The sequence below is a fragment of the Buttiauxella sp. genome, assembly GCF_049686335.1.
Lineage (GTDB): Bacteria > Pseudomonadota > Gammaproteobacteria > Enterobacterales > Enterobacteriaceae > Buttiauxella.
Genome location: NZ_JBAVHX010000010.1, coordinates 41,449 through 64,688, shown reverse-complemented (window position 1 = coordinate 64,688; position 23,240 = coordinate 41,449). Strand labels below are relative to the sequence as shown.

The window sequence follows — 23,240 nt, the reverse complement described above, 5'->3', positions numbered from 1 at the left end:
ATCCTTTCTTAGATCCGGAGGATTAGGCGGCGTGGCCGGCCATACGTTGTTCACGATTCAAACCTTGCAGCGCGGAAACATCAACAATCAGCGCAACACTGCCATCACCGAGGATGGTGGCGGCCGAAATTCCCGGCACTTTGCGATAGTTGCTCTCGAGGTTTTTCACTACCACCTGATGTTGACCAATCAGCTGATCAACCAGCAGCGCGTAACGCCGTCCGGCACTCTGCAAAATCACGACAATGCCTTGGGTCGCTTCGGTTTTAGCCCCGGCAACATCAAAGACTTTCCACAATTCAACCAGCGGCAAGTATTCGCCACGCACTTCCAGCACGCGCTCGCCACCCGCCAGAGGATGTAAGTCATCTTCCTTCGGTTGCAACGATTCCATCACCGCGTTAAGCGGCAGGATAAACACTTCGTCGCTGACTTTTACCGACATCCCATCAAGAATGGCGAGTGTCAGCGGCAGCATAATGCGGATAGTGGTGCCGACGTTGGCCTGAGATTTGATTTCGACATGGCCACCCATTTCCTGGATGTTACGCTTCACCACGTCCATGCCCACACCGCGCCCGGACACATCCGTGACCTGCTCGGCGGTGGAGAAACCAGGGGCAAAAATCAACATCCCGACTTCATCGTCAGACATGTTTTCGTGAACCGCCATGCCTTGCGACAGCGCTTTGGCAAGAATACGTTCACGGTTGAGGCCTGCGCCATCGTCAGAGACTTCAATGCAGATATTTCCGCCCTGATGTTCCGCCGAAAGAATCAAATTACCCACCGCGGATTTACCCGCTGCGAGGCGTTTTTCCGGGGATTCGATGCCATGATCGAGGCTGTTACGCACCAGGTGCGTCAGTGGGTCGATAATGCGTTCGATTAAACTTTTATCCAGCTCAGTGGAGCTGCCCTGCAACGTCAGTTCAACCTGTTTACCCAGTTTGCCGGCCAGATCACGCACCAGACGCGGGAAGCGGCTGAAGACATATTCCATTGGCATCATGCGGATAGACATCACTGACTCTTGCAGATCGCGGGCGTTACGTTGTAACTGACCCATGCTGGTAATCAGTTCGCCGTGTTCAACCGGGTCTAGTTCGTTAGAACGCTGGGCTAACATCGACTGGGTTATCACCAGTTCGCCTACCAGGTTAATCAGCTGATCGACCTTTTCCACGGCAACACGAATACTGCTCGATTCGCTGACGCGCGGCGCTTTTGCTTCTCTCTCAGTACGCGGTGCAACCGCCGCAGGAGCGACCTCTTTCACCACTTCCGCCACCACTGGAGGCGCATTCACCGCGACCGCGACCGGTGCTTCAACGAACGCAACATCAGCGGCCGCATTGCCTGCCGTGAATGGCAGAAACTCGATTTGCTCGGGTTCGATAACAAAGCACAGCACCGCGCTGATGTCATCAGCACTGACGGTGGTTTCAAGCGTAGCGGTGACCGAACCTTCACCCTGTTCGACATCGCTAATCGTGCCGAGGTTTGAAAGCTCCTCCACTAACAAATTGCGTTCACTGGCTTTCAGACCGGTAATGGCAATGCGTAAAAAGCCGTCACTGGCAGGCGAGGCTTCAACGGTCTCTTTTTCAACAACCGTTAATTTTGTCGCCGGTGCAGGGGCTTCGCCTTTGGCTTCCAGAGCCAGTTGGCGTAACGCTTTGCAGATATAATCGAAACTCTCAGCATCCGGTTCCTGGGAGTTTTTATAAGCGTCCAACTGTTCCTGCATAATATCTTTGGTTTCCAAAAACAGGTTGATGATATCGGTATTGAGTTGCATCTCACCACGCCGCGCTTCGTCTAACAGGTTTTCCATCAGGTGCGTGGTTTCCTGCAAAATGGAGAAGCCGAAGGTACCCGCTCCCCCTTTGATCGAGTGTGCAGCACGAAATATGGCATTGAGCTGTTCTGAATCGGGCGCTTCAGGCACCAGGTTCAGCAGGTGTTGCTCCATATCAGCCAGCAGCTCGTCGGCCTCGTCAAAAAATGTTTGGTAAAAATCGCTGATATCCATACTCACGCTATCACCTCGTACCGGGTTGTGGCGGTAATGTGTTCTGCGCCGGTGCCACGGCCGCAGGTTGTTGGAGAATGCTGAGTGGCCGATTTTCGCTTTCTGCGTTTTCGTGCACGATGGCCTCTTCAGCTTGTTTATTCAGGACCAGCAAACTAATGCGGCGGTTAATGGCGTCATCAGGCCCGCGGTTGGTCAGGCGCATGGTGGATGCCATGCCCACCACTCGCAGGACTTTACCGTCGATAAGACCGCCGGACATCAGTTCGCGTCGCGAAGCGTTTGCCCTGTCCGCAGACAATTCCCAGTTGCTATAACCACGCTCTCCCATGGCATAGGGCAAATCGTCCGTGTGACCTGACAAACTTATTCTGTTAGGAAATTCATTCAGTAATGGCGCGATGCTGCGCAGAATATCGCGCATGTAAGGCTCGACTTCAGCGCTGCCATTTTTAAACATGGGACGGTTCTGGCTGTCGATAATTTGTATCCGCAGCCCCTCCTGAACCAGATCAATCTGCAGATGCGGGCGCAGTGCACGCAGCTTAGGGTCCGCTTCAATCAGCTGATCCAGTTTGTCTGCCAGTCGTTTCAGACGACTGGTTTCCATGCGTTTTCTGAGCTCTTCAATATTGGGCTGTCGTTTGACTTCGCCCTGCTGTTGGGTCACATCATCGCCGCCGCCAGGGATCGGGCTCTGGCTGTCGGCTAGACGTTGCCCACCCGTTATCGCCGCCGAAAGGGGCGTACGGAAGTAGTCGGCAATTTGCGCCAGTTCTTTAGGGCTGGAGATTGAAATCAGCCACATCACCAGAAAAAAAGCCATCATCGCCGTCATAAAGTCAGCGTAGGCAATTTTCCATGAACCGTGCGCGCCGCCGCCGTGGCCTTTGTGCTTGCGACGTTTTACGACAACAATGGGGCGCGCGTTGTGTTTCATACTTCTTCTTCCGTGGCACGCTGCTGCGCATTCGGTGAACGAACGGCACGCACATGTTCTTCAAGCTCAATGAACGATGGGCGCTCACTGGAGTAGAGGGTTTTACGACCGAATTCGACGGCGATAGGCGGCGCGTAACCGTTAAGGCTTGAGAGTAAGGTCACTTTCACGCACTGCATCATTTTGGTGGTTTCAGCACTTTTTTGACGCAGAACGGTCGCCAGTGGCGAGATAAAACCGTAAGCCAGCAAAATGCCGAGGAAGGTGCCGACCATCGCGTGCGCAATCAGTGAACCAAGTTCACCTGCCGGTCTGTCCGCCGATGCCAGTGCGTGAACCACGCCCATGACCGCGGCCACAATACCGAACGCCGGGAGGGAATCCCCCATTATTGCCAGGCTATTTGCCGGTATTTCCGCTTCACTTTCATGGGTTTCAATTTCTTCATCCATCAGCGCTTCAATTTCAAACGAGTTCATATTCCCGCTGATGATCAGGCGCAGATAATCAATAATAAAATCCAGCATCAATGCATCAGATAAAATGCGTGGGTAGCTGGCAAATATCTCGCTCTCTTTAGGATTTTCGATATCACGTTCCAGCGAAAACATCCCTTGCTGACGTGACTTCGCCATCAGGCGATAAAGCAACGCCATGAGATCCATATACATACTTTTGGTGTATTTAGAACGACGAAACAGTAATGGCAGCGCTTTAATCGTCGCTTTAATCGCTTTACCGTTGTTGCCCACGATAAAGGCACCCACACCCGCCCCACCAATGATGATAAATTCAGCTGGTTGATAGAGTGCGCCAAGATGACCCCCGGTCATCATATAGCCGCCGAATACTGTCGCGATAACGACCAGATAACCTATTACAATCAGCACGAGTACATCCTTCTGCTGTTAAATGTGACGAGGAATCACAAATCAGAGGTGATAACAGCCAGGCGCGGGGCAAAAAAAAGCAGCGATAATGGCTTATCGCTGCTGGAGTGTTTATCCACACCGAACTGTTAAACGGCCTGTTTGACCTGTTCATCCAGCAGTTGTGGAATAATATCGGCAGTATTCGTGGAAAGTTTACGTCTTTTTACTGCTCTGGATGGAGGCTGGCACAAACTACAAGCAAAGCTGCCTACAGGCTGGTGTGCGTGGGTGATAAAGTTACCGCCGCAGCAATTACAACTGCTCAATTCAAGCATATTGCTTTCAACAAAACGCACCAGTGTCCAGGCGCGAGTCAGCGCCAGTAGCGGGCCGCCCTCTTGTGCCGGACACTGTTCAAGATACAGGCGGTAAGCCTTTATCACCGCATCAACGCCGGAACATAATCCGGTACGCAACAAGAACTGCCAGGTGTTGCAAAACATGGAAGCATGGATATTTTGCTCCCATGTCATAAACCAGTCGGTAGAAAAAGGCAGCATCCCTTTCGGCGGAGGACTGCCGCGGAGCTCTTTATAAAGTTTGATTAGTCTGCCACGGCTTAATTGTGTTTCGCTTTCAAGCATCTGCAATCTGGCGCCCAGCGTGATTAATTCCATCGCCAGTTGTATGTCGCGGGCTTCCTGAACAATACTTTTTTCGCTCATTTTGTTATGCCCTTTTTTTACGAGATGCCTCGTCTATCGGGGACACCTCATTTAATAAACGGGTGGATAACAAAATGCCGGTGTGAATTTGCTGTAAATCATCCACACGTGAGTCTTGTGTTAAACGGGTGATGGTTTGATTATCACTAAAACGGAACTGGCAAATCAGTTGATTGGTTTCCGCTAATTTCACCATTTGTGGCAAGGTTAACTCGCTAAGGGTATTGGCCATCTCTTCGGTTACGCCCAAACGAAACATTGCGGAAGGTTTGTCACCGCTAATAAGGCGCTGCGCAAGGAGTAAATACGACAAATTAATATCGTAGATATGTTTTAACAACTCGGATGTATGCATTGTGTTCATCCTGAAAAACGTACTTTTTATACATGCGGTTTAACCGCACCCCGTGAGTCGCCGGGAAATCCCGGTTAAAAATAGACCTACCAATAAAGCTCATTAATTGAGCAATAAAACGCACTGAATCCACCGATACAAAAAATCGGCGGAGACTTCCTTGTAGGTGCGTTCTTATCTGAGCGTTAATTTTTTGTAAGAAATTAAGATTTTTCCTAATTCCGCGCAAACTCTACTCGCAGCCATTTAGACATACAATGCGATCGCCGCTGAATTTTGGAGTTTATGTGATGCAGATCACATATTTTCCTATATGTATCCAGCCCAAACATCAGCAAGACTTTTCAATTGGACGTTTTACAAGCAAATTCGAAATATCCGTTACGTTAATCTGGTATTTCCGTTTCTTCCGGCTAACAATCTAATGACTTACTGGCTTCCGGGCTTGTTGGACAGCACTTAGCTATGTGATTTATATCGCATTTTTACTTTCACCAACGATTACTCTGACAAATGCACCAACTTCAGTACACAACACCTTGTAAAGTTATGTTTTGTTGATGAAAAAGGATGTTTTCTCAGTAAAGGCGGGTGACAACGTAATGAACGAAAAATAATACGAAAGTTTGATGGAAAATCGAGCAATAACTGCATCACAATCTGATTACATCCTTATTACATTAGAGTTATTAATCAATTTTCATGAGCAGGCTCACATTTCCCATGGTTACTATCCTTGCGCAATATCGCACTTTGTTGTAGGAAAATGTTAACCGTCTGGTTATCAGGTAACAGGAGGTTGTTATGAGTTACAAAAATATACTGGTTGCAGTCGCCGTCAGTCCTGAAAGTCATTTACTGGTCGCCCGGGCGGTTTCTATTGCCCGACCCGAAAATGGGCAAATCACACTCGTCACTCTCGCTTCAGACCCCGAGCTGTATAATCAATTCGCCGCGCCAATGCTGGAGAATCTTCGGGAGTTAATGCTTGAAGAGACGCAGATTTTTATTGATGAACTTGTTGAAAAAGCCGATTACCCGATCGCCAGAACCGTTATTGCTACGGGCGAATTAAGTGAACATATAATGGCTATATGTCTTAAGAGAGAGATAGATTTAGTGATTTGTGGCAACCACAATCACACCTTTTTCAGCAAGATAATTTGCTCTGCGAAGGCAGTTATCGAGTCAAGCAAAGTGGATGTGTTGTTGGTCCCGCTGAGATAAGAGTGATTTAAGATAAGTTGCGCCCATTAAGCGCGATCAATAAGAAAAGTTAAGATAGCGATGAAGATTTCACTTTTTTGGACATGAGATGGCATCCCACAATGTCCATTTTCAGCATGACAACAACGTATCAAGGGAGCGATAACGCTCCCTTGATAGCATTAAACGACTTGCTGGAAAATTTGTCTGAACCGGTTACGCCAACTTGGGAAAGGTCGCGACCTTTTTGTCTAAATGCGACTTTTCACTCCGTGGCGCTGCCTGCTTTAAATCATCAATAAACCTCTTCTGCCAGTGATGAATATCATTCTTCTCAATCACTGCCATCATTTCGCTATGGCGCGAAATACGCTCGGCGAGCGGCATGGTCAACGCCCTGTCCAGAGCAGCGGCAACATCATCGCGGTCGTAAGGGTTAACGATCAGTGCCGACGACAACTCATTCGCCGCACCGGCAAACTTAGACAATACCAGCACACCTGGATTGGCCGGGTCTTGTGCCGCGACATACTCTTTAGCCACCAGATTCATGCCATCACGCAGCGGCGTGACCAGACCGACATCCGCATGACGGAACACTTTCATCACCAGTTTGCGGTCAAAGTGCTGGTTTAAATAGTACAGCGGCGTCCAGCCCAGTTGGCCGTATTTACCGTTGATACGCCCCGCTTCAGTTTCCAGTTGATGACGAATGTCCTGATACGCCTGCACATCGCCACGGGAGGTCGGTGCGATTTGTGTATAGCGAATTTTACCGTGGTGTTGCGGATAGTTTTCGAGTAACGCTTCAAAGGCGAGGAAGCGCTCGGGCAACCCTTTGGAGTAATCCAGTCGCTCAACGGAGAAGATGTTTTTGATACTACCGAGTTCGGCTTTAAGTTGCGCAAGCTTCGGTGGTAACGGCCCTTCTGCGTTCTTTTTGATCTCTTTTGGCTCGATGCCAATCGGGTAAACCTCGGTAGAAAACGTATTACCGAACGCCTGGTGTTGGTTTTTCCCGTGATTATCCAGACGCGTCTGGCTTGCGACACAATCGAGGAAAGCCTGACGGTCGTTTTCTGTCTGGAAGCCGAGCAAATCGTATTCACACAGTGCTTCGATGAGGTCCGCATGTGGCGGCAGCGCGTTGAATATTTCAGGCGTTGGGAATGGAATATGTAAGAAGAAACCTATTCGATGATCAAGCCCCTGTTTGCGGCATTCGGCAGCAAAAGGCAGCAAGTGGTAATCATGTACCCACAGGATGTCGTCTTTTTCCAGTTCCGGTTTTAGCTTACTTGCCAGCAAAGAGTTGACCCGACGATATCCTTCCCAGGCTTCGCGCTGGAAATCCACCAGATCCAAACGATAGTGAAATGCCGGCCAAAGTACGGCATTAGAAAATTGCAGATAATAGCTTTCGTAATCTTCCTGGCTCAGATTGAATGACGCCCAGGTAATGTTGCCGCGTTTGGTCTTCTTTAAAGCAGCATCGGGATCACCCACTTCGCCGCTCCAGCCAAACCATAATCCACCTGCTGCTTTTAACGCACCTAAAATCCCCACCGCCAGGCCACCGGCACTGGTCTTTTTATCATCTGGTGGTGCAATGCGATTAGAGACTACTACTAAGCGACTCATAATCCTCTCCCCGTAAAATATCTGACTTTTGTTGTTCTATGTGCTGCGTTAATTTTCCAAGCCAGTGATAAACCATTCGAACATTTGCCAGTCGATAATTGGCAATGGTCTCGCCACCACCGACTTTGATGGTCAATCCGCCAAGCGCATTAACCTGTTTAAATCCCGCTTCATCCGTTAGATCGTCGCCAATAAACACAGGCGTACGCCCGGCGAAGGGCACTTCCTGCATAAAGGCGCGGATGGCGGCACCTTTATCTATTCCCAAAGGTTTCAACTCCACCACACATTTCCCTGGCTGTAGCGCCAGCTCGGGATAGCGCTGCGTCATTGATTGTGCCAGTTGTAAGACTGCCTCTGCTGCTTCGGGGGCATGGCGATAATGGATAGCAAACGCCATACCCTTAGCTTCTAATTCCGTTCCAGGAAACTGCAATAATGCCTCGCTGAGATGTTCCTGCAGTGCAGCGACAACAGGCTCCGGTAGAGTCACCACCTGAGTCTTATCATTGATGTCGCGGCGCTCTGCCCCGTGCACTCCCGCCAGCGGGAAGTGAAATGGAGTCGCGAGCTTATCGAGCTCAGCCATTGAACGCCCTGAAATCAATGCCAGTGCTCCATTGCTCATGACTGACATTTTTTGCAGCAGCGTGCGCACAGCGGCCGGAATGTAGACTTGATCCGGGTGCGGTTTGATTTCTGCTAGCGTGCCATCGAGGTCAAAGAAAAAGGCAAGGTTTCCTGAAAGTAGAGGCGGTACAGATGAGACTTCGGCCACCAGCGGCTCCTCCTTACATGGTTAATCTCGCCACCGAAACGGTAACGAGAGATTATGATTAGCCATGTAAGTATAGACAGGGTGACGGGTGTCGCAATTTTCCAGGATTAATCGCGACCCCGTGGCAGAAACTACACGGTACGTTTTGCTTTCTGTTTGTAACGGTCAAAGATAACCGCAGCCAACAGGATCAAGCCGCGCACCACATATTGCGAGAATGGCGAAATATTCAGTAAGTTCATAGCGTTCTCGACGGTACCGAGGATCAAGATACCGGCAATCACAAAAGAGATTTTACCAATCCCACCTTTGAGCGAAACACCACCTAGCACGCACGCTGAAATCACAATCAACTCATAGCCAATGGACGTCATTGGCTGGCCGCTGGTCATACGCGAAGCAAGGATAATCCCCGCCGCGGCCGACACTAACCCAGACAGAATAAAGATGATGATTTTGGTGCGCACCACCGGCACACCCGCCAGGCGTGCCGCTTCTTCATTCCCACCAATTGCCAGCGTGTTACGACCAAAGGTGGTTTTATTAAGCAGGAAACCAAAGATTATCAGGCAACCGACCGTCAACCAGATTGGTGCAGGCAGACCCAACCAGTTGGCATATCCGAGGGTGAAGAAACGCTCGTCTTCGATACCGACCGCTTTACCATCAGAAATGATGTACGCCAGGCCGCGCACAATCTGCATGGTGGCGAGGGTGGTAATCAGGGCGTTGATTTTCAGGCGGGCGATGACAAAACCATTGACCAGGCCACTTAATACGCCCAGTAACAATCCGGCCGCCACGCCAATCCACAGGCTTTCGGTCATATTGATAACCACCGCCGTGGTGACCCCGGCGCAGGCAATCACAGAAGCCACTGACAAGTCGAAATCACCAGATGCCAGGCAGAACAACATGCCACACGCCACCATTCCCGACATCGAAATGGCCAGTCCTAAACCCTTCATATTCACAAAAGACGAGAAGTTGGGCACAAAGATGGCGCAGGCGATAAACAGCACCGCGAACACCACCAGCATGCCGTAGTTGTCCCAGATGCGCCCAAGACTCAGGGAGGACTTTTTCTTATTGTCGCCCGAGGAGGCATTGGTTGATGATGCTTTCGTTGATGATGCTTTCGTTGATGATGGAGTCAATGCAGACATTTTTCTCTCCTTACTCATGCGGCAGACGCACTGGTTTTTGGCATCGCCAGACTTAATGCTTGCTGTTCATTGGCTTCGCCATGCAACAACTCCCCTGCGACTTCCCCTTCGCGCATCACAATGATGCGGTCGGCAAGCCCCAGCACTTCAGGCAAATCACTTGAGGCAAACAGCACCGCCACACCTTGTGCCGCAAGTGCATAAATGACGTTATAGATTTCGTGTTTTGCACCGACATCGATGCCGCGTGTGGGTTCATCGAGCAAAATGACTTTCATCTCTTCCGACAGCCAGCGTCCTAAAATGGCTTTCTGCTGGTTGCCGCCAGAAAGATTCATGATCAGCTGTTCAGCCGAAGGGGTTTTGATATTCAGGGAGCGGATATGTGAAGCGGCGTTGTCGGTTTCCCAACGGTTGTTAATCAGACAGCCCGCGCTGATGTGTTTGCGCCGTGCACTGATATTGATATTGTCGCGTACCGAATGCACCGGAATAATACCGTCCGCTTTCCGGTCTTCCGGACACAGCATCATGCCCGCGCGAATGGCATCGGCTGGCTTATTGATGTTAATCACCTCGCCATCAATCTGCACATTACCCTCGGTGATGCGCGTGCCGCCAAACATCCCTTTCATTAATTCACTGCGCCCAGCCCCCACCAGACCAAACAAGCCGACGATTTCGCCACTGCGAACCGTAAGTGAAACTGGTGTGCGCACACCTGGGGCTTTTACGTTCTCAAGTCGTAGACGTTCAGCGCCATGTTCACGCGGCTTCCATCCATAAATGTCACCCAGATCACGCCCGACCATCGCCTGCACCAGCGAGTCATGATTGACCTGTTTCATGTCGTCAAAAGTACGCACATAGCGTCCGTCTTTAAAAACGGTGATCGCGTCACTTAAAGCGAAAATTTCTTCCATGCGATGCGAAACGTAAAGAATGACCCGGCCTTCGGCGCGCAATTCACGGATGACGCGGAACAGGTTGTCGATTTCACGTCGCGAGAGCGAACTGGTCGGTTCATCAAAAGCGATAACTTTGGCATTCCGCGCCAGCGCTTTGGCGATTTCCACCATCTGCCACTGGCCGATGGACAAATATTTCAGCGGCGTGCCTGGATCGATATCCAGCCCAAGATGTTCGAGCTGCAATTTCGCTTCGTAATTCAGTAGAGAACGGTTCACAAATCCGGCTTTATGCGGCAATTGCCCGAGGTAAATATTCTCGGCTACCGACATTTCCGGGACCAGGTGGAGTTCCTGATAAATAATCGCGACCCCGGCATTGAGTGCCGCCGGCGTGTCGGCAAATGTGACGGGTTCCCCACGCAGGACAATGCTGCCCTCACTCGGCGCATAATTGCCGCTGAGGATTTTCAGAAGCGTTGATTTTCCTGCGCCATTCTCCCCCATCAGAGCGTGAACTTGCCCGGCATAGCAGTCGAAACTGATGTCCTGTAAGGCTTTCACGCCGGGGAAGGTTTTGCCTATACCACGAAAAGAGAGATACGGAGTGTTCTGTTGCATGACATACCCCAATGTCGGATGACGCTTGCGCTTATCCGACCTACAGTTTGTGTTGACGTTGGTGAGGTTTGAGTAGGGTGAATAACGCTTGCGCTTATCCGACCTACAGTTTGTGTTGACGTTGGCGAGGTTTGAGTAGGGTGGATAAGCGCAAGCGTCATCCACCACCAGGTTATCCAGGATTACTTACCGCCGAGGCCTTTTTTCGCCAGCTCTTCTTTGAAGTTGTCACGAGTGATCAGCACCACGTCGGTCACTTCGGTGAATTTCGGTGGTTCAGCGCCTTTGGTCACCCAGTTGTAGAGCATTTCGCTACTTTTATAACCGTGAACGTCCGGGCTAGGCAGCAGTGAACCATAGAAGCCTGTTGCCTGTGCTTTCGACAGTTCGCTGACCGCATCCACACCGTTGATGCCCACGCCAATCACATCCGGCGCCTTAAAGCCCTGGCCTTCAGTAGCGCGCACGCCGCCGAGCACGGTGTTGTCGTTCATGCCGACAATCAGCCAGTGTTTCACTTCAGGATGCTGAACCAACATGGAGTTCGCGGCATCAAATGCCCCTGGGATGTCGTTAGATTTGGTTGGAACTTTGTAGATTTGTTTTTCCGGGAAACCAGCCGCTTTCAGTGCGTCCATGGAACCGGAGGTACGGCGACGAGCCGTGTCGAGTTCATCCGCCGTAATCGCCATCACCGCGGACTCTTTCACGTCCCAGCCGCGTTTTTGCATCTCTTTGTACAACTCTTGCCCCTGACGTTCGCCGATTTTGGTGGCGGCCATCATCACTAATGGCACGGTTTCCATTGGCGTACCTTTGGCGGTGACGAACTGGTCATCCACGGCAATCACTTTCATGTCGTAGCTTTTTGCTTTGGCAACAATCGCCGAACCGAGTTTTGGGTCCGGCGTACAAATCACAAAGCCTTTCGCGCCGCTGGCCGCCAGGCTGTCTATAGCATTCAGGGTTTTTTCACCGTCCGGAACGGCGATTTTGATCACTTCGAAACCGAGATCTTTCCCGGCTTTATCAGCAAATTTCCATTCAGTCTGGAACCACGGCTCTTCTGGTTGTTTAACCAGAAAACCGAGCTTCATTGTTTCTGCGATAGCGGATTGTGACATAACCGCGGCGATACCAATGGCCGCCAGCGCTTTAGTAAATTTGTGCATGGGAAACTCCCGCTCGATTTTATTTTATGTAGGGTAAGGTTTAGTTAAAACAAGCCATTAGCAGTGCAGGCTTTAAGCTCTCAAGGCTTGAGATAGTTGTAGCGGGAAATTAATAATCCATAGGAGAGCGCAATCACACGCCAGAAATACAGTAAAACCGTGCATGTATTCAGCTATAAAAGACATAAAAAAGGAGGGATATGTATGATGAATAAAAGTTGACTTAGCTAATTTCTCCATAAGTTCAGTCAGTGCTTCCCTGCGGCTAACCGGACTACCAGAACTGGCAGATTCCACCCTGCTCGCCCAATACGGGGTCCGTTTTGGGTTTATCAACTTGAGCGATATTGCCCTGCACTTTTTCAAGCTGGCCGGGTTTATCAATAAACTTGTCAGGCTCGTGGCCTTTAGGGTATGCGCCGACACACATAAAATCCTCCGACGCGGCAATTTGTTTGTGGCCCACGCCTGCGGGAATTAACACTGCATCACCGCGAGCGATATCCACAATCGGCCCGTCTTCGCCACCAAACTGTATTCTTGCATTGCCGGCATAGACGCCCAGTACTTCATGGGTATTGGAATGGAAATGGGTATAAGTGAAAACCGGGTAACGCCAGCGCGGCGGCCAGCCGTTTTCGGCAAACAGATGCTCGAAGATTTCAGCTAAATGCGGGTCATGGGAAACATGATGGTAAAGCAGCAGCGGCAACGCACTGTTTGGCACCCCGCCGCAGGGTTGATTTAAATTCAGAGTTTCCAGTTCGATAGACATGACTGACTCCTGGCTAAAGGAGTAAGTATAGAAGAGTCTGCATGGTTATTTGGTCATTAAGACATAAAGGATATAATTAATTGATTGCTTTTAGATATGATTATTAACTTATAAATTCACTGATTTTATGTAATGAGTAAAATATAAATTATTGCCTACCCTTCACTTGCAATAGTTTGTATTATTTAGCTGCTTGTAAAGGATACTCTTTTCTACATGGATGTAAGCCGATAATGAACAAAAAACAATTAATATTAAATAGTGGTTTTACCTACCGTGAACTACTGTCTATGAAAAATAATTTTCATGCGATGAGAAAGTGGTATCGTTTGGAAAGAAAACCGATACCAGAATCCGAGCCTGGTAATTTTCAGAAACATATTGTTGTCACTGCTGACAATGCATCGGGCTCCACAATCATTATATCAATTATATCGATAATTCAAGGAGTATATCTTCGATTTGAAAATCATGATATTAAAAGCCCCGTGGTGGCATTTGTTATTTATTTAATGATGTTTTTAATTCTTATTTATTTTCACAAACAAGATCTTGGTTTAAACATGACTACAATTGTTAAATTGATAATATTTCATTACAGAATAAAAATGAAAACCTGCATCCACAAGTTTTCATTTAAAAACTAAATATCAAAGAGAATTAAACTGCCAAATTAAATTAATGACAATTGAGAAATTCATAAAGGCTGAAATCAAACCTCCCAATATAATTAATAAGTAGTGGGGATATACATTGGATATAATTGAGTGTTTTGAAATAGCAGAGGAGAGTGCTCTTAAAACCTGTTTTAATAAGAAAACTCAGGGGAAGAATATATCCCCTGAGTCTCTGGCGTTACCACGGATAATAAATATGATCCGCGTGGTCACGCGCTGGGGCTTCATCCCCTTCCAGACGTGCGGCTACAGTCAGTGCAAAATCAAATACTTTACCCAGACCTTTTCCGCTTATCAGATTGCCATCTTCAACGACATCAGCGTCGACATATTCCCCGTCCTGCACCTGCTGCCATAAATCACCAGAACAGACATAGCGGCGGCCTTTCAGTAAACCATTTCCGCCCAGTACACGCGCAGCCGCAGAACAAATTGGGCAGATGAATTTACCCAATTCGTCATGACGGCGTACAAAGGCAATCACGTTAGCGTTGCCGGCCAAAAAGACGCTTCCTTCAGGGCCGCCAGGCAATACCACTGCATCGAAAGTGTCATCAAAACATTCACTTAACGTGTCATCCGCCACCATCGGAATGTCGTGGTAGCTCACCACTGCACGGGTATCCACGCAGGACAGGGTGCGAACGTTAATTTTCAGGCGGCGTAAAATATCAATAGTGACAATGGCTTCGGCTTCTTCAAAACCCGGGGCCAACAGGACTGCAACGGTTTTCATCTCGACTCTCCATGTTGCCCCCGCCTGGCTACGGGGGCGAAATATTTACCAGTAGAGGCTCCACACCTGACGCACGCGTGCCAGTGCTTCCAGGTAGAAATAGTCTCCCCAACTACAGCATTCATCGACGCCTTTGCCACTTGCCATGTGATAAACCGAGTGTTTCAGCAAGCCTTCACACGCTTCATCGTCACGCGCCAGATAGTTATCGGTCAGCGACTGGATAATGCGCAGCGCCATCTCTTCGTAATGTGCGCGATGTTCGTCTAACACCGGCAGCACTTTCACCAGCTCCAGCAGGCCGCAGGCGGTAATCGCCGCCGCTGAACTGTCGCGTACTGCATCCGTTCCCAACAGTGTCAGGTCCCAGTGGCAGACATCATCTTCCGGCAGGCGGTTGATAAAGTAATGCGCCAGGCTGCGGGTGAGATCCACCATGCTTTTGTCACCGGTGTACAGGTAGGTGAGCAAGAAGCCGTAAATGCCCCACGCCTGCCCGCGCGACCAGCACGATGAGTCACTGAAGCCCTGATGGGTATTACCAAAACGCGGCTCGCCGGTTTCCACATCCATATAGAAGGTATGGAATGTGGAGGAATCCGGGCGAACAATGTACTTCGCCGCCTGCTGCGCGTGGGCTGTTGCGGCCTGCGCATAACGGGCATCGCCGGTTTGCTGGCTTGCCCAATAAAGCAGCGGAAGGTTCATATTACAGTCAATAATCATCCGCCCCTGTTGTTCTGGATCATTCAAATCGCCCCAAGCCTGAATAATCTTGGCTACCGGATTAAAACGCTCCATCAGGATATCGGCCGCTTGCAGCGCGGTCTGGCGGGCGGTTTCATTGCCGGTTAAACGCCAGGCATTGACGCATGAAAGCGTATAAAGGAAGCCCAAATCGTGAGTCGCGGTTTCAATGCGCTGGTCTAAACGCTGTTTAAAAGAGGGCAAATAACGCTCCGCCGCCTGGCGATATTTATCATCGCCGGTCATCTCCCACGCCAGCCATAGTTGGCCCGGCCAGAAACTGGTCGTCCACTCGTTATTTTCCGCAGGTATCCATTTGCCGCCTTCGCAGGCTTCGTTAGGGAATTTGTCGCCAACGATAACAATGGTCTTATCCAGCTTTTTAGTGACGCTTTGCAACGCCTTATCCAGCTTATGTTTCAGCGCCAGGCGGTCGACCTGATGCAATTCAATAGGGCGCAGTGGCTCGGTCACAACTTTTTCAGTGACTTCAGAACGGGTCATAACGTCTCCTTAATTAATGTTTTACCGGCTCGGCCGGTGAAGTGTCTAAAGCGGGTGAATATGTCTGTGACTCAGCGCGTTTTGACTGGCAGCGCGAGAGTGTGAAAGCGGAAATCAGGGTGAAGACCAGCGCGCAACAGCCCATCAATAAGTAGGTGTGGGCGAAGCCGATTTTGTCGTACAGATAGCCCGCAGGCGGTGCGACCACCACCGAACCGACGTAAATCATCGCCTGATAGCCCAGCAAATACATGGTGGCGTTGACCTTCTTGTGGAAATGCTCGGCAATGTATTTAAAGACGGAGATCAGCAACAGTGCGATTTCCACGCCGTAGAACGGTTTGATGATTGAAATCACCAGTGGGTCGGATGTCAGACCCGAGGCAATCAGACGCAAGCCCACCACACAGCCGCAGAGCAGCATCCCCTTTTTCGCGCCGTAATGATTAACCAGCACCGGGATGAACATCATCATCACGAATTCCATGCCGGACTGAACGGTGCTCAGATAGCCGTACCAGGCGTTGCCCTGCTCTTTGGTGTCGAAGAAGGAGACGAAGTAGCGCGGGAACTGCTGTTCGGCGACAAACATCATCCATGCCACACCGGTGACATAGAGGCTGAACATCCAGAATTTGCGGTTTTTCAGCAACAAGATGACATCGGGAAAAACAATCTTATTCTCTGAAATCACGTTGTTATTGCGCAGTTGTTCATCGCCAATTTTGAGGCTGACCAGCACTATCAACATTAAGACGGAAGTGGTGCTGCTGACCAAAAAGTTTGCCAGCGGCGTGTAGTTGAACAGCAAGCCGGAAACCGATGCGGCCATCGCCCAGCCGAGCGAGCCCCACATACGAATGCGCCCAAACTCGAGCCCATACAAACGGCTGAATCTATCGGTGTACGACTCGGACGCAGCAACCCCTGCGTACCAGCCGAGGCTGAGATAAAACGCGCCAATGACGATGCCCAATGTGGTGTGTGTGAGCAACAGCGGTTGATAAACCGTGACGAAAAACGGGGCCATTAACGCCGATATAGCGCAGACAAAGTAGAGCAACCATTTGCTCATCCCGATCTTATCCATGATGTAGCCGTAGACCGGTTTCATCACCACGGCAAAGACGCCGTTAATCGCGAAAACGCTGCCGATGGTCATGCTGTCCAACCCCACTTTTTGGCTCAACCACAGGGTGTAAAGCCCGAAGCTTGAAGACCAGGTGAAAAAGTAGAGGAAGATAAAAGTGCTCATTTTGACTTGAGCTGTACGCCTTGGGGTTGAACTATTCATTAATGGTTCTCCAGAAACAATACGTGCTTTTGATGGTGGCCCATCACCAGGCGTACAGCGCCCTCGCTGATAATGGCTTGCGGGCAAGAAGGTTCATCAAAGCCATCCGTATCCCCTGCCCAAACGGCACTGATTAACAGATGCGTGCCCACGGTTAATTCGCCGCGTAGTAGCGGTACAGCCGCTCGTTCAGCGAACAGTAAATTGCTGTTTGGCGGAGTTAAAACCTGCTCTGCGCGACGCGTTTGCGGACTTAAGCAGTAGATAGCGCTGGTATCGGTAGCGGTCCTGAGAACACTTTTCGACCCCGCCAGTTCGGCTTGCGGCAAGGGGCGATTTGGCAGGCTAAAACCGCCTTCGGCACAGTCGAGTTCACGTTCGGTTTTGAGGTAATGCACCCGCACTTGCCAGTCGCCAAGCGGCAGCAACCAGGTGTCGATAGTCACATCACTCCACGGCTGCCAACGGCTGTAAATCATGCCATCGGCGGTAGTGACGTTCTGGCAGTCACGACGTCCACGCCAGTAGTTGTCTTTTTCCGATAACAGCAGCATCGAATCTGGAGCAGCGTGGTTTAACCCGTAACGGCCACGCTCGATGGTGAAACCGTAGCGGGTGGAATAGGCAAATTTGCAGTATTTGGCTTCGGTATTAACGAAGTTGTTCAGCTCAAGTTGCCCGGAGGTCAGCATCCATAAATGGTTGGACTGATGGACCAGAATTTGTGACGCGTGAGGAATGCTATGGTGCGTATCACGCGGTGGCAGCGGCAATTCTTGCGCCTGCCAGAACGCATCTTGTTCGCCTAACGCCAGCACCAGCATGGTTTTCAGTCCCCAGTACGGAGAACCAGGCGCGTTATAATCTTCTGCCATCACCAGATTGGGATAGCTGTAACCGACACTCAACACGCCATCTCTGTCGAACAACGGTTGTTCAAGCCACCAGCGTAAATGGCGCAGCACGATACCTTTCACCACGCCCGGTTCGAACACCTCAAGCCCGGCAAAGGCGACTGCACTCCAGAATGCCGCTTGTGCAAAGCGATAAGTCAGGCTGCGACCAAAGGGAATAGCAGCACCGTCGTCAGCAAAGAAATGGATAAAATCGACGGCAAACGCAGCTGCGCGTTCGCGCAGTTTTTTGCAACGTGCGGGGTCAACATCGGCCATTAATTTGGCGTAGATCAGCCCATAAAAATGGAACCCCATCGAGATGTAGTAATCACGCGGGCGGCCCGGGCCATCGGAGTACCAGCCGTCGCCGAGGTAATAATGCTCCATGGCGGCGAAATGTGTTTCCAGCGCCTCAGTATTGGTTGGCATATCACAATGATGAAAACCGACCTGCACCAGAATCGGGAAGAAATGCCAGTTGTTATCTGGAATATCCTGGTTTTCACTTTGCTTAAGCCACTGCCAAAGATGCTGCTTTTCTTGTTCATTGAAATGCGCCAGCAGAGGCTGATGGGCAACCGCCAGCAATAACCCATAAGCCGCCATTTCCACAATGCGCTGGTCGTAAGGACAGACATCACCCCAATAATCGGCGTGCTGAGGATTAGTGCCTTTTTTAATCGCCTGAATATAGAAAGAGAACTGCTCAGGTTCATGCCCGCCCGCAAGTAAAGGCGTGACGCCCCACAGCAAACGCGAGAAAGTTTCCATACTGGCAATCTGCTGGCCGTAATGTGCGGTGAAATTACCAAGATCGACCCGACTGGCATCTTTTTTAAAGAATGGCGAAACAGCATTCAATAATTCATTGACCAGTTTTTGCAGATCGCCCCGGCTTTCCAGGGGATTGTTTAGAGTAATGTTTTTAGGTTGCAAGATGTCCTCCCGTCAAACTCGAGAATATTGTAAGTTATTGTTATCCATATTTTCTCAGCGCTATTACATCGCGTTGATGCACAGAGTAGACGCTTTTATTCCCAGGCCAGAGTGAGCCGCATCACAAAAATAAACCGCCATTTCAAATTCGCTGGTATTTTCTTTTTATCCAGTGAATAAATTACAAATCATGGCGTAAAAATTTAAATCTATTGTCCTGGAGGGGAAATGAGCGAAGCGCAACTGATGGAGCGAATTACGCTCGACAGCCAGGTTATCTCATTTCATCGTTTGCAGGCGTCGAGCGCGCAGTATTACCACTGGCACCAATGCGTAGAATTTCTCTATATTTCAAAAGGATATGGAGTGGTGGTGGTGGATAACCAGCATTATACCGCGCGTCCCGGTCGATTATTTATCTTCCCACCATTCCGCTTGCATAAAGTGCATGTCGAGGCCAGTGACAAAAATCAGTACCACCGCACTACGATGCACATTGAGCATTCCTCGGTGATCGGTATTTTGCAGGCGTTTCCACGCCAACAGGCGCAATTTTCGGCCCTTGCCGCCAGTCATGTTCCCGCGCAGATTTTCGATTTGAGTGAACAGGCAGAATTTATGGAGGTGATCCTCAGCACATTCGACAAAGTCGATTCGACTGCCCATTCAACGGCCAGTGAAGTGGCTTTTATGGTGATGCAGATAATGGCCTTCCTCCCCGCGCAGCCGCAGGAATTTAATCCTCAACAACAGACAGTTGCCGCACGCATCATGCAATGGGTGGAGAATAATTACAGTGGTAAATTTTCCCTGGATGAATTAGCGCAATTTGTCGGCTTATCGCGCAGCTACACATCGCGTATTTTTCGCCAGCAGACCGGAGGCAGCATTCATGAGTACTTGTTAACCCGGCGCATCAAGAAAAGTTGCGACCTGCTGCGCACTTCTCCCTTAAGCATCGACGCCATCGCCCAGGAAGTGGGTTTTGTAGAGGTCACCTATTTCATTACCTGTTTTAAGAAGATGATGAATCAAACCCCGTTGCAGTACCGGAAACAGTCTCGCAGCAAATTATCGAATAGTGAGAAAACATGATCCTGGACAAAAAACAATCTGTTTGATATTTCGTTATTACGTGATGAGTCACAATTCTCAGTATTATATTTAAATGCCGGTAATTATAACCCCCGCTACAAAAGTGATTTAATTTACAATTTTATTATTTCTTAGCAAATAAGGTTGTAAATAAATGTATAACGACAGAATAAACAATTCTCCTGATAACCCAAAAGAGGTATTCTTTTTATTATCACATTCAGGATATTTCATCATGAAAATAAAACAGACATGATGTTATTGTTTTAGTTGGTGATTATATAAAACCTTTCCTTCACCGTGATTGAAATTCTGGCATGCGATTTATTCCAGGCTAAACCGATGTTCCACGTCAAAAAGGAAATGATTATGGCCACATCCGGCATGGTCCAAAGACTCAACCTACAGATTAACCGTGATTTCTGTTCTTCAAACCTCTATTTACGCCTCAGCAACTGGTGCTCAGAACAGAGTTTAACGGGCACCGCGAATTTCCTGAGGGGACAGGCACAAAGTAATGTGACGCAGATGATGCGTATATTTAATTTCATGAAACAAGCGGGGGGCAACCCGATTGTTGGCGCAGTAGAAACACGTCAATGCGAATGCAATTCTCTGGAAATGCTGTTTGAACAGACCCTGGAGGATCATCACCAACGCTGCGTCACCTTATCGAAACTGACCGCAGAAGCCACCGCCCTCAATGACTATCCAACGCTGACCTTACTGAAAACTGTCGACAGGGAACAACAAGAAGAAGGTGTGTTGCTGACGACCATTCTTGACGAAGTGCGCAGTGCCGATAAAGCAGGGCTAGGGATGATCCAGACCGATGAGCATTTAACTAATCTGGTGAATCATCAGCACCATTAAGAGGGTTGGGTCGGGCGAATGTCACTTGCCCGACCTGTATTTTTAAGCTGCGTTACGCACACCACATCAGCTGTTCACGCAAACTCAAGGAGTCTTCCGGGAAGCTCGCCAGTACCGTTTTATAACGCGTGGCTTCTTTTGGATACCCACGCATCGATTGCAGCAAGATGCGCAATGCACTGTCCCAGACAATACCTTCCAAATCGCTGTACGGCCATAAATCGGGGTCGGCGATAAAAGGCATCAGATAATCGATCCCAAGCTTTACGCTTCGCCCATCCTGCACTGCATTCCAGCGATCAAACTCGACGTGTTCGGCGTAGCGATTCAACAACAAATGCGCTTCAAGGTTAAACAAGGAGTAGTGGAACGGCACCGGACGCTCCAGTTCCATGGTCTGTTTACCTTCTTGATCGATTTGCGCCGCCATGCGTTGCGTTATCCCCTGTTGGATAATGCGTGCCACCAGCCCTTTATCTCCATAAAATAGCGCATTCGCCACGCGCTGGGCGTCATACCAGGTGCCGTGATTGTTATGCCAGACATATTCAGAGTGGCCTACATCGCTGTAAAACATCCAGTGGTTAAAGTCCCGGAACCACTGATGCAACCCGATAATGTCGTCGGTATCAAGCACTCCCGCCGGGCTAATCAAACCAATGGTATCAATCACCATCCATAACAGACGTGTATCAATAAGCCCTGTGCCACGCCCGGAAACAATCCCTGGAATCGCCTGGCCATAGTTCAAATGCGGATTCATGCGCGTTGGTTCGTCGAGGAACCAGCACTTGATTTGTTCAGCCGCAGCCTGTGCATACTTACGTTGCCCGGTAAAATACCAGGCAAGGCCTAAAGTCAGGCTGCGTTCACACATGCGAATAATCCGCGTGGTGTCGGTATCGTTATTCTGACATTGCGGGTTAGTATGCCCATCGCGGCGAATATACGGCAGACCATTTGGCCTGCGCGGATTGGGCCACCAGTATGTTCCCAGACTGTAGTAATCATGTGGGTCACCACTCACCGGACGCAGTTTCTTGTGCACCACGCTTTCCGGGGGCTGGCCACGGACTTTATCCGCCTCACTCACTAACCGGCCCAGTGCCAACTGTAAGGGAGAAAAAGGCTGCTGTAAGCCGCGGCGGGCATTCTCAAGACACGTCACATCCAGGGTATACAACTTCATTTATTGCTCCTTAATGGCACGCGATACGTTGCCCGCTTTCGGCATCAAAAATGTGGATACCGGTCACCCTGGGCTGTAACCATACCGTTTCACCTTCCTTAACGTTTAATCGCTGCTTAAACACCGAGGTAAATGAACCGCCTCCTGTTTGACAGAACAACTGCATATCAGAACCGGTATTTTCAATGGCGGTGATGGTAGCTTTCAACGCCCCGCTCTGTTCCGTCTCACTGACCACATTGACCTGCTCCGGGCGAATCGCATACACCACACTCTGCTGCGGTTTCACCTGAACACCCGGCGGCAAGCTTAACAAAGAGCCGTCGGCGAGGCGTAACATCATCTCGCCGTTTTGTAGTGTCACTTCACCTTTTAGCTGATTGATTTCAGGCGAGCCGATAAATCCGGCAACGAACAAATTGGCTGGGCGGTCGTACAATTCCAGCGGACTGCCCACCTGTTCAATGCGCCCTTCGCGCAGCACCACAATCATCTGCCCCATGGTCATCGCTTCAATTTGGTCGTGCGTCACGTATACAGAGGTGGTTTTCAGACGGCGATGCAGCTCGCGAATTTCCCCGCGCACTTGAGTACGTAACTTGGCATCAAGGTTCGACAGCGGTTCATCAAATAAAAACACCTGTGGATTACGCACGATGGCGCGCCCCATCGCCACACGCTGGCGCTGACCGCCAGAAAGATCCTTCGGTAAACGATCTAACAAGACGCCTAATCCAAGCAGGTCTGCTGCCGCCTCGACTTTTTTGCTGATTTCCGCTTTTGGCAGCTTTGCCATTTTCAGCGCAAAACCCATGTTTTCACGCACGGTCATCTGCGGATAGAGCGCGTAACTCTGGAACACCATCGCAATATCGCGAAGCTTAGGTTCCACATCAGTCACATCCTTTTCGTTGATAGCAACCTGGCCGCCGGTTATCTCTTCTAGTCCGGCAATCATGCGTAGCAGCGTAGATTTGCCACAGCCACTAGGGCCAACCAACACACAGAACTCACCGTCTGGGATCGTCAACGAGACATCTTTGATGACATGCACGTCGCCATATGATTTACAGACATTTTTCAGTACCACGGAACCCAT

The 23,240-nt window shown here is 49.7% G+C and carries 20 protein-coding genes; 3 read left to right on the top strand and 17 right to left on the bottom strand.

The features are described from left to right. Window positions 1-22: 22 nt before the first annotated feature. From cheA to flhD, 5 genes are all read right to left on the bottom strand, one after another. The gene (gene cheA / locus WBL83_RS08950; protein WP_424589357.1) at window positions 23-2,035 is read right to left on the bottom strand and encodes a chemotaxis protein CheA; all 2,013 of its coding nucleotides are present in this window, start codon (window positions 2,033-2,035) and stop codon (window positions 23-25) included. A gap of 10 nt (window positions 2,036-2,045) precedes the next feature. Continuing rightward, a complete protein-coding gene (gene motB, locus WBL83_RS08945) occupies window positions 2,046-2,975 on the bottom strand; it encodes a flagellar motor protein MotB (protein WP_424588814.1) in 930 nt (309 codons plus the stop codon). Then, window positions 2,972-3,865 carry a flagellar motor stator protein MotA gene (motA, locus tag WBL83_RS08940; protein ID WP_424588813.1) on the bottom strand — a complete coding sequence of 298 codons (894 nt, stop codon included), beginning with the start codon at window positions 3,863-3,865 and terminating at the stop codon, window positions 2,972-2,974. The genes motB and motA overlap by 4 nt, the downstream gene beginning before the upstream one ends. Before the next feature lie 128 nt (window positions 3,866-3,993). Then, entirely contained in the window at window positions 3,994-4,572 is a 579-nt protein-coding gene (gene flhC / locus WBL83_RS08935; protein WP_424588812.1) for a flagellar transcriptional regulator FlhC, read from the bottom strand. Between the two features lie 4 nt (window positions 4,573-4,576). Beyond that, a complete protein-coding gene (flhD, locus tag WBL83_RS08930) occupies window positions 4,577-4,927 on the bottom strand; it encodes a flagellar transcriptional regulator FlhD (protein WP_424588811.1) in 351 nt (116 codons plus the stop codon). 804 nt (window positions 4,928-5,731) lie between these two features. Between flhD and uspC the strand changes: the two genes are divergently transcribed. Next, a complete protein-coding gene (gene uspC, locus WBL83_RS08925; RefSeq protein WP_424588810.1) occupies window positions 5,732-6,154 on the top strand; it encodes a universal stress protein UspC in 423 nt (140 codons plus the stop codon). A gap of 195 nt (window positions 6,155-6,349) precedes the next feature. On the opposite strand, the gene otsA is transcribed toward uspC, so the two are convergent. From otsA to WBL83_RS08875, 10 genes are all read right to left on the bottom strand, one after another. Then, a complete protein-coding gene (gene otsA, locus WBL83_RS08920; RefSeq protein WP_424588809.1) occupies window positions 6,350-7,774 on the bottom strand; it encodes an alpha,alpha-trehalose-phosphate synthase in 1,425 nt (474 codons plus the stop codon). Beyond that, window positions 7,749-8,552 carry a trehalose-phosphatase gene (gene otsB / locus WBL83_RS08915; protein WP_424588808.1) on the bottom strand — a complete coding sequence of 268 codons (804 nt, stop codon included), beginning with the start codon at window positions 8,550-8,552 and terminating at the stop codon, window positions 7,749-7,751. Before otsB ends, otsA begins: the two co-directional genes overlap by 26 nt. A gap of 131 nt (window positions 8,553-8,683) precedes the next feature. After that, window positions 8,684-9,718: an L-arabinose ABC transporter permease AraH gene (gene araH, locus WBL83_RS08910; protein WP_424588807.1), complete on the bottom strand. Its 1,035-nt coding sequence runs from the start codon at window positions 9,716-9,718 to the stop codon at window positions 8,684-8,686. A gap of 14 nt (window positions 9,719-9,732) precedes the next feature. Further along, window positions 9,733-11,247, bottom strand: a complete 1,515-nt coding sequence (gene araG, locus WBL83_RS08905; protein WP_424588806.1) for an L-arabinose ABC transporter ATP-binding protein AraG — start codon at window positions 11,245-11,247, stop codon at window positions 9,733-9,735. 182 nt (window positions 11,248-11,429) lie between these two features. Further along, window positions 11,430-12,419 carry an arabinose ABC transporter substrate-binding protein gene (locus tag WBL83_RS08900; RefSeq protein ID WP_424588805.1) on the bottom strand — a complete coding sequence of 330 codons (990 nt, stop codon included), beginning with the start codon at window positions 12,417-12,419 and terminating at the stop codon, window positions 11,430-11,432. 274 nt (window positions 12,420-12,693) lie between these two features. Continuing rightward, window positions 12,694-13,194, bottom strand: coding sequence for a cupin (locus WBL83_RS08895; protein WP_424588804.1), 501 nt, complete (start codon window positions 13,192-13,194; stop codon window positions 12,694-12,696). An 855-nt stretch (window positions 13,195-14,049) separates the two neighbouring features. Next, window positions 14,050-14,607: a DJ-1 family glyoxalase III gene (locus WBL83_RS08890; protein WP_424588803.1), complete on the bottom strand. Its 558-nt coding sequence runs from the start codon at window positions 14,605-14,607 to the stop codon at window positions 14,050-14,052. Window positions 14,608-14,652: 45 nt separating this feature from the next. Continuing rightward, window positions 14,653-15,858, bottom strand: a complete 1,206-nt coding sequence (locus WBL83_RS08885) for a glycoside hydrolase family 88 protein (protein WP_424588802.1) — start codon at window positions 15,856-15,858, stop codon at window positions 14,653-14,655. 13 nt (window positions 15,859-15,871) lie between these two features. After that, entirely contained in the window at window positions 15,872-17,152 is a 1,281-nt protein-coding gene (locus tag WBL83_RS08880) for an oligosaccharide MFS transporter (RefSeq protein ID WP_424588801.1), read from the bottom strand. Further along, on the bottom strand, window positions 17,152-18,984 hold the full coding sequence (locus tag WBL83_RS08875; RefSeq protein ID WP_424588800.1) for a DUF2264 domain-containing protein: 1,833 nt from the start codon (window positions 18,982-18,984) through the stop codon (window positions 17,152-17,154). Before WBL83_RS08875 ends, WBL83_RS08880 begins: the two co-directional genes overlap by 1 nt. 228 nt (window positions 18,985-19,212) lie before the next feature. Here WBL83_RS08875 and WBL83_RS08870 point away from each other — a divergent pair, with 228 nt between their 5' ends. Further along, window positions 19,213-20,079, top strand: coding sequence for an AraC family transcriptional regulator (locus WBL83_RS08870; protein WP_424588799.1), 867 nt, complete (start codon window positions 19,213-19,215; stop codon window positions 20,077-20,079). A 369-nt stretch (window positions 20,080-20,448) separates the two neighbouring features. Then, a complete protein-coding gene (locus WBL83_RS08865; protein ID WP_424588798.1) occupies window positions 20,449-20,952 on the top strand; it encodes a non-heme ferritin-like protein in 504 nt (167 codons plus the stop codon). Between the two features lie 52 nt (window positions 20,953-21,004). Here the strand turns inward: WBL83_RS08865 and WBL83_RS08860 are convergent, their stop codons facing one another. Beyond that, entirely contained in the window at window positions 21,005-22,141 is a 1,137-nt protein-coding gene (locus WBL83_RS08860; protein WP_424588797.1) for an alginate lyase family protein, read from the bottom strand. Window positions 22,142-22,151: 10 nt separating this feature from the next. After that, on the bottom strand, window positions 22,152-23,240 hold the full coding sequence (locus WBL83_RS08855) for an ABC transporter ATP-binding protein (protein WP_424588796.1): 1,089 nt from the start codon (window positions 23,238-23,240) through the stop codon (window positions 22,152-22,154).

Bases quoted from the DNA above. Each gene is read 5' to 3' on its own strand.
- motB (WP_424588814.1), bottom strand. From the start codon at position 2,975: ATGAAACACAACGCGCGCCCCATTGTTGTCGTAAAACGTCGCAAGCAC.
- araG (WP_424588806.1), bottom strand. From the start codon at position 11,247: ATGCAACAGAACACTCCGTATCTCTCTTTTCGTGGTATAGGCAAAACC.
- uspC (WP_424588810.1), top strand. From the start codon at position 5,732: ATGAGTTACAAAAATATACTGGTTGCAGTCGCCGTCAGTCCTGAAAGT.
- otsA (WP_424588809.1), bottom strand. From the start codon at position 7,774: ATGAGTCGCTTAGTAGTAGTCTCTAATCGCATTGCACCACCAGATGAT.
- WBL83_RS08895 (WP_424588804.1), bottom strand. From the start codon at position 13,194: ATGTCTATCGAACTGGAAACTCTGAATTTAAATCAACCCTGCGGCGGG.
- WBL83_RS08885 (WP_424588802.1), bottom strand. From the start codon at position 15,858: ATGACCCGTTCTGAAGTCACTGAAAAAGTTGTGACCGAGCCACTGCGC.
- WBL83_RS08855 (WP_424588796.1), bottom strand. From the start codon at position 23,240: ATGGGTTCCGTGGTACTGAAAAATGTCTGTAAATCATATGGCGACGTG.
- flhC (WP_424588812.1), bottom strand. From the start codon at position 4,572: ATGAGCGAAAAAAGTATTGTTCAGGAAGCCCGCGACATACAACTGGCG.
- WBL83_RS08865 (WP_424588798.1), top strand. From the start codon at position 20,449: ATGGCCACATCCGGCATGGTCCAAAGACTCAACCTACAGATTAACCGT.
- WBL83_RS08890 (WP_424588803.1), bottom strand. From the start codon at position 14,607: ATGAAAACCGTTGCAGTCCTGTTGGCCCCGGGTTTTGAAGAAGCCGAA.
- flhD (WP_424588811.1), bottom strand. From the start codon at position 4,927: ATGCATACATCCGAGTTGTTAAAACATATCTACGATATTAATTTGTCG.
- araH (WP_424588807.1), bottom strand. From the start codon at position 9,718: ATGTCTGCATTGACTCCATCATCAACGAAAGCATCATCAACGAAAGCA.
- cheA (WP_424589357.1), bottom strand. From the start codon at position 2,035: ATGGATATCAGCGATTTTTACCAAACATTTTTTGACGAGGCCGACGAG.
- WBL83_RS08870 (WP_424588799.1), top strand. From the start codon at position 19,213: ATGAGCGAAGCGCAACTGATGGAGCGAATTACGCTCGACAGCCAGGTT.
- WBL83_RS08900 (WP_424588805.1), bottom strand. From the start codon at position 12,419: ATGCACAAATTTACTAAAGCGCTGGCGGCCATTGGTATCGCCGCGGTT.
- WBL83_RS08860 (WP_424588797.1), bottom strand. From the start codon at position 22,141: ATGAAGTTGTATACCCTGGATGTGACGTGTCTTGAGAATGCCCGCCGC.
- WBL83_RS08880 (WP_424588801.1), bottom strand. From the start codon at position 17,152: ATGAATAGTTCAACCCCAAGGCGTACAGCTCAAGTCAAAATGAGCACT.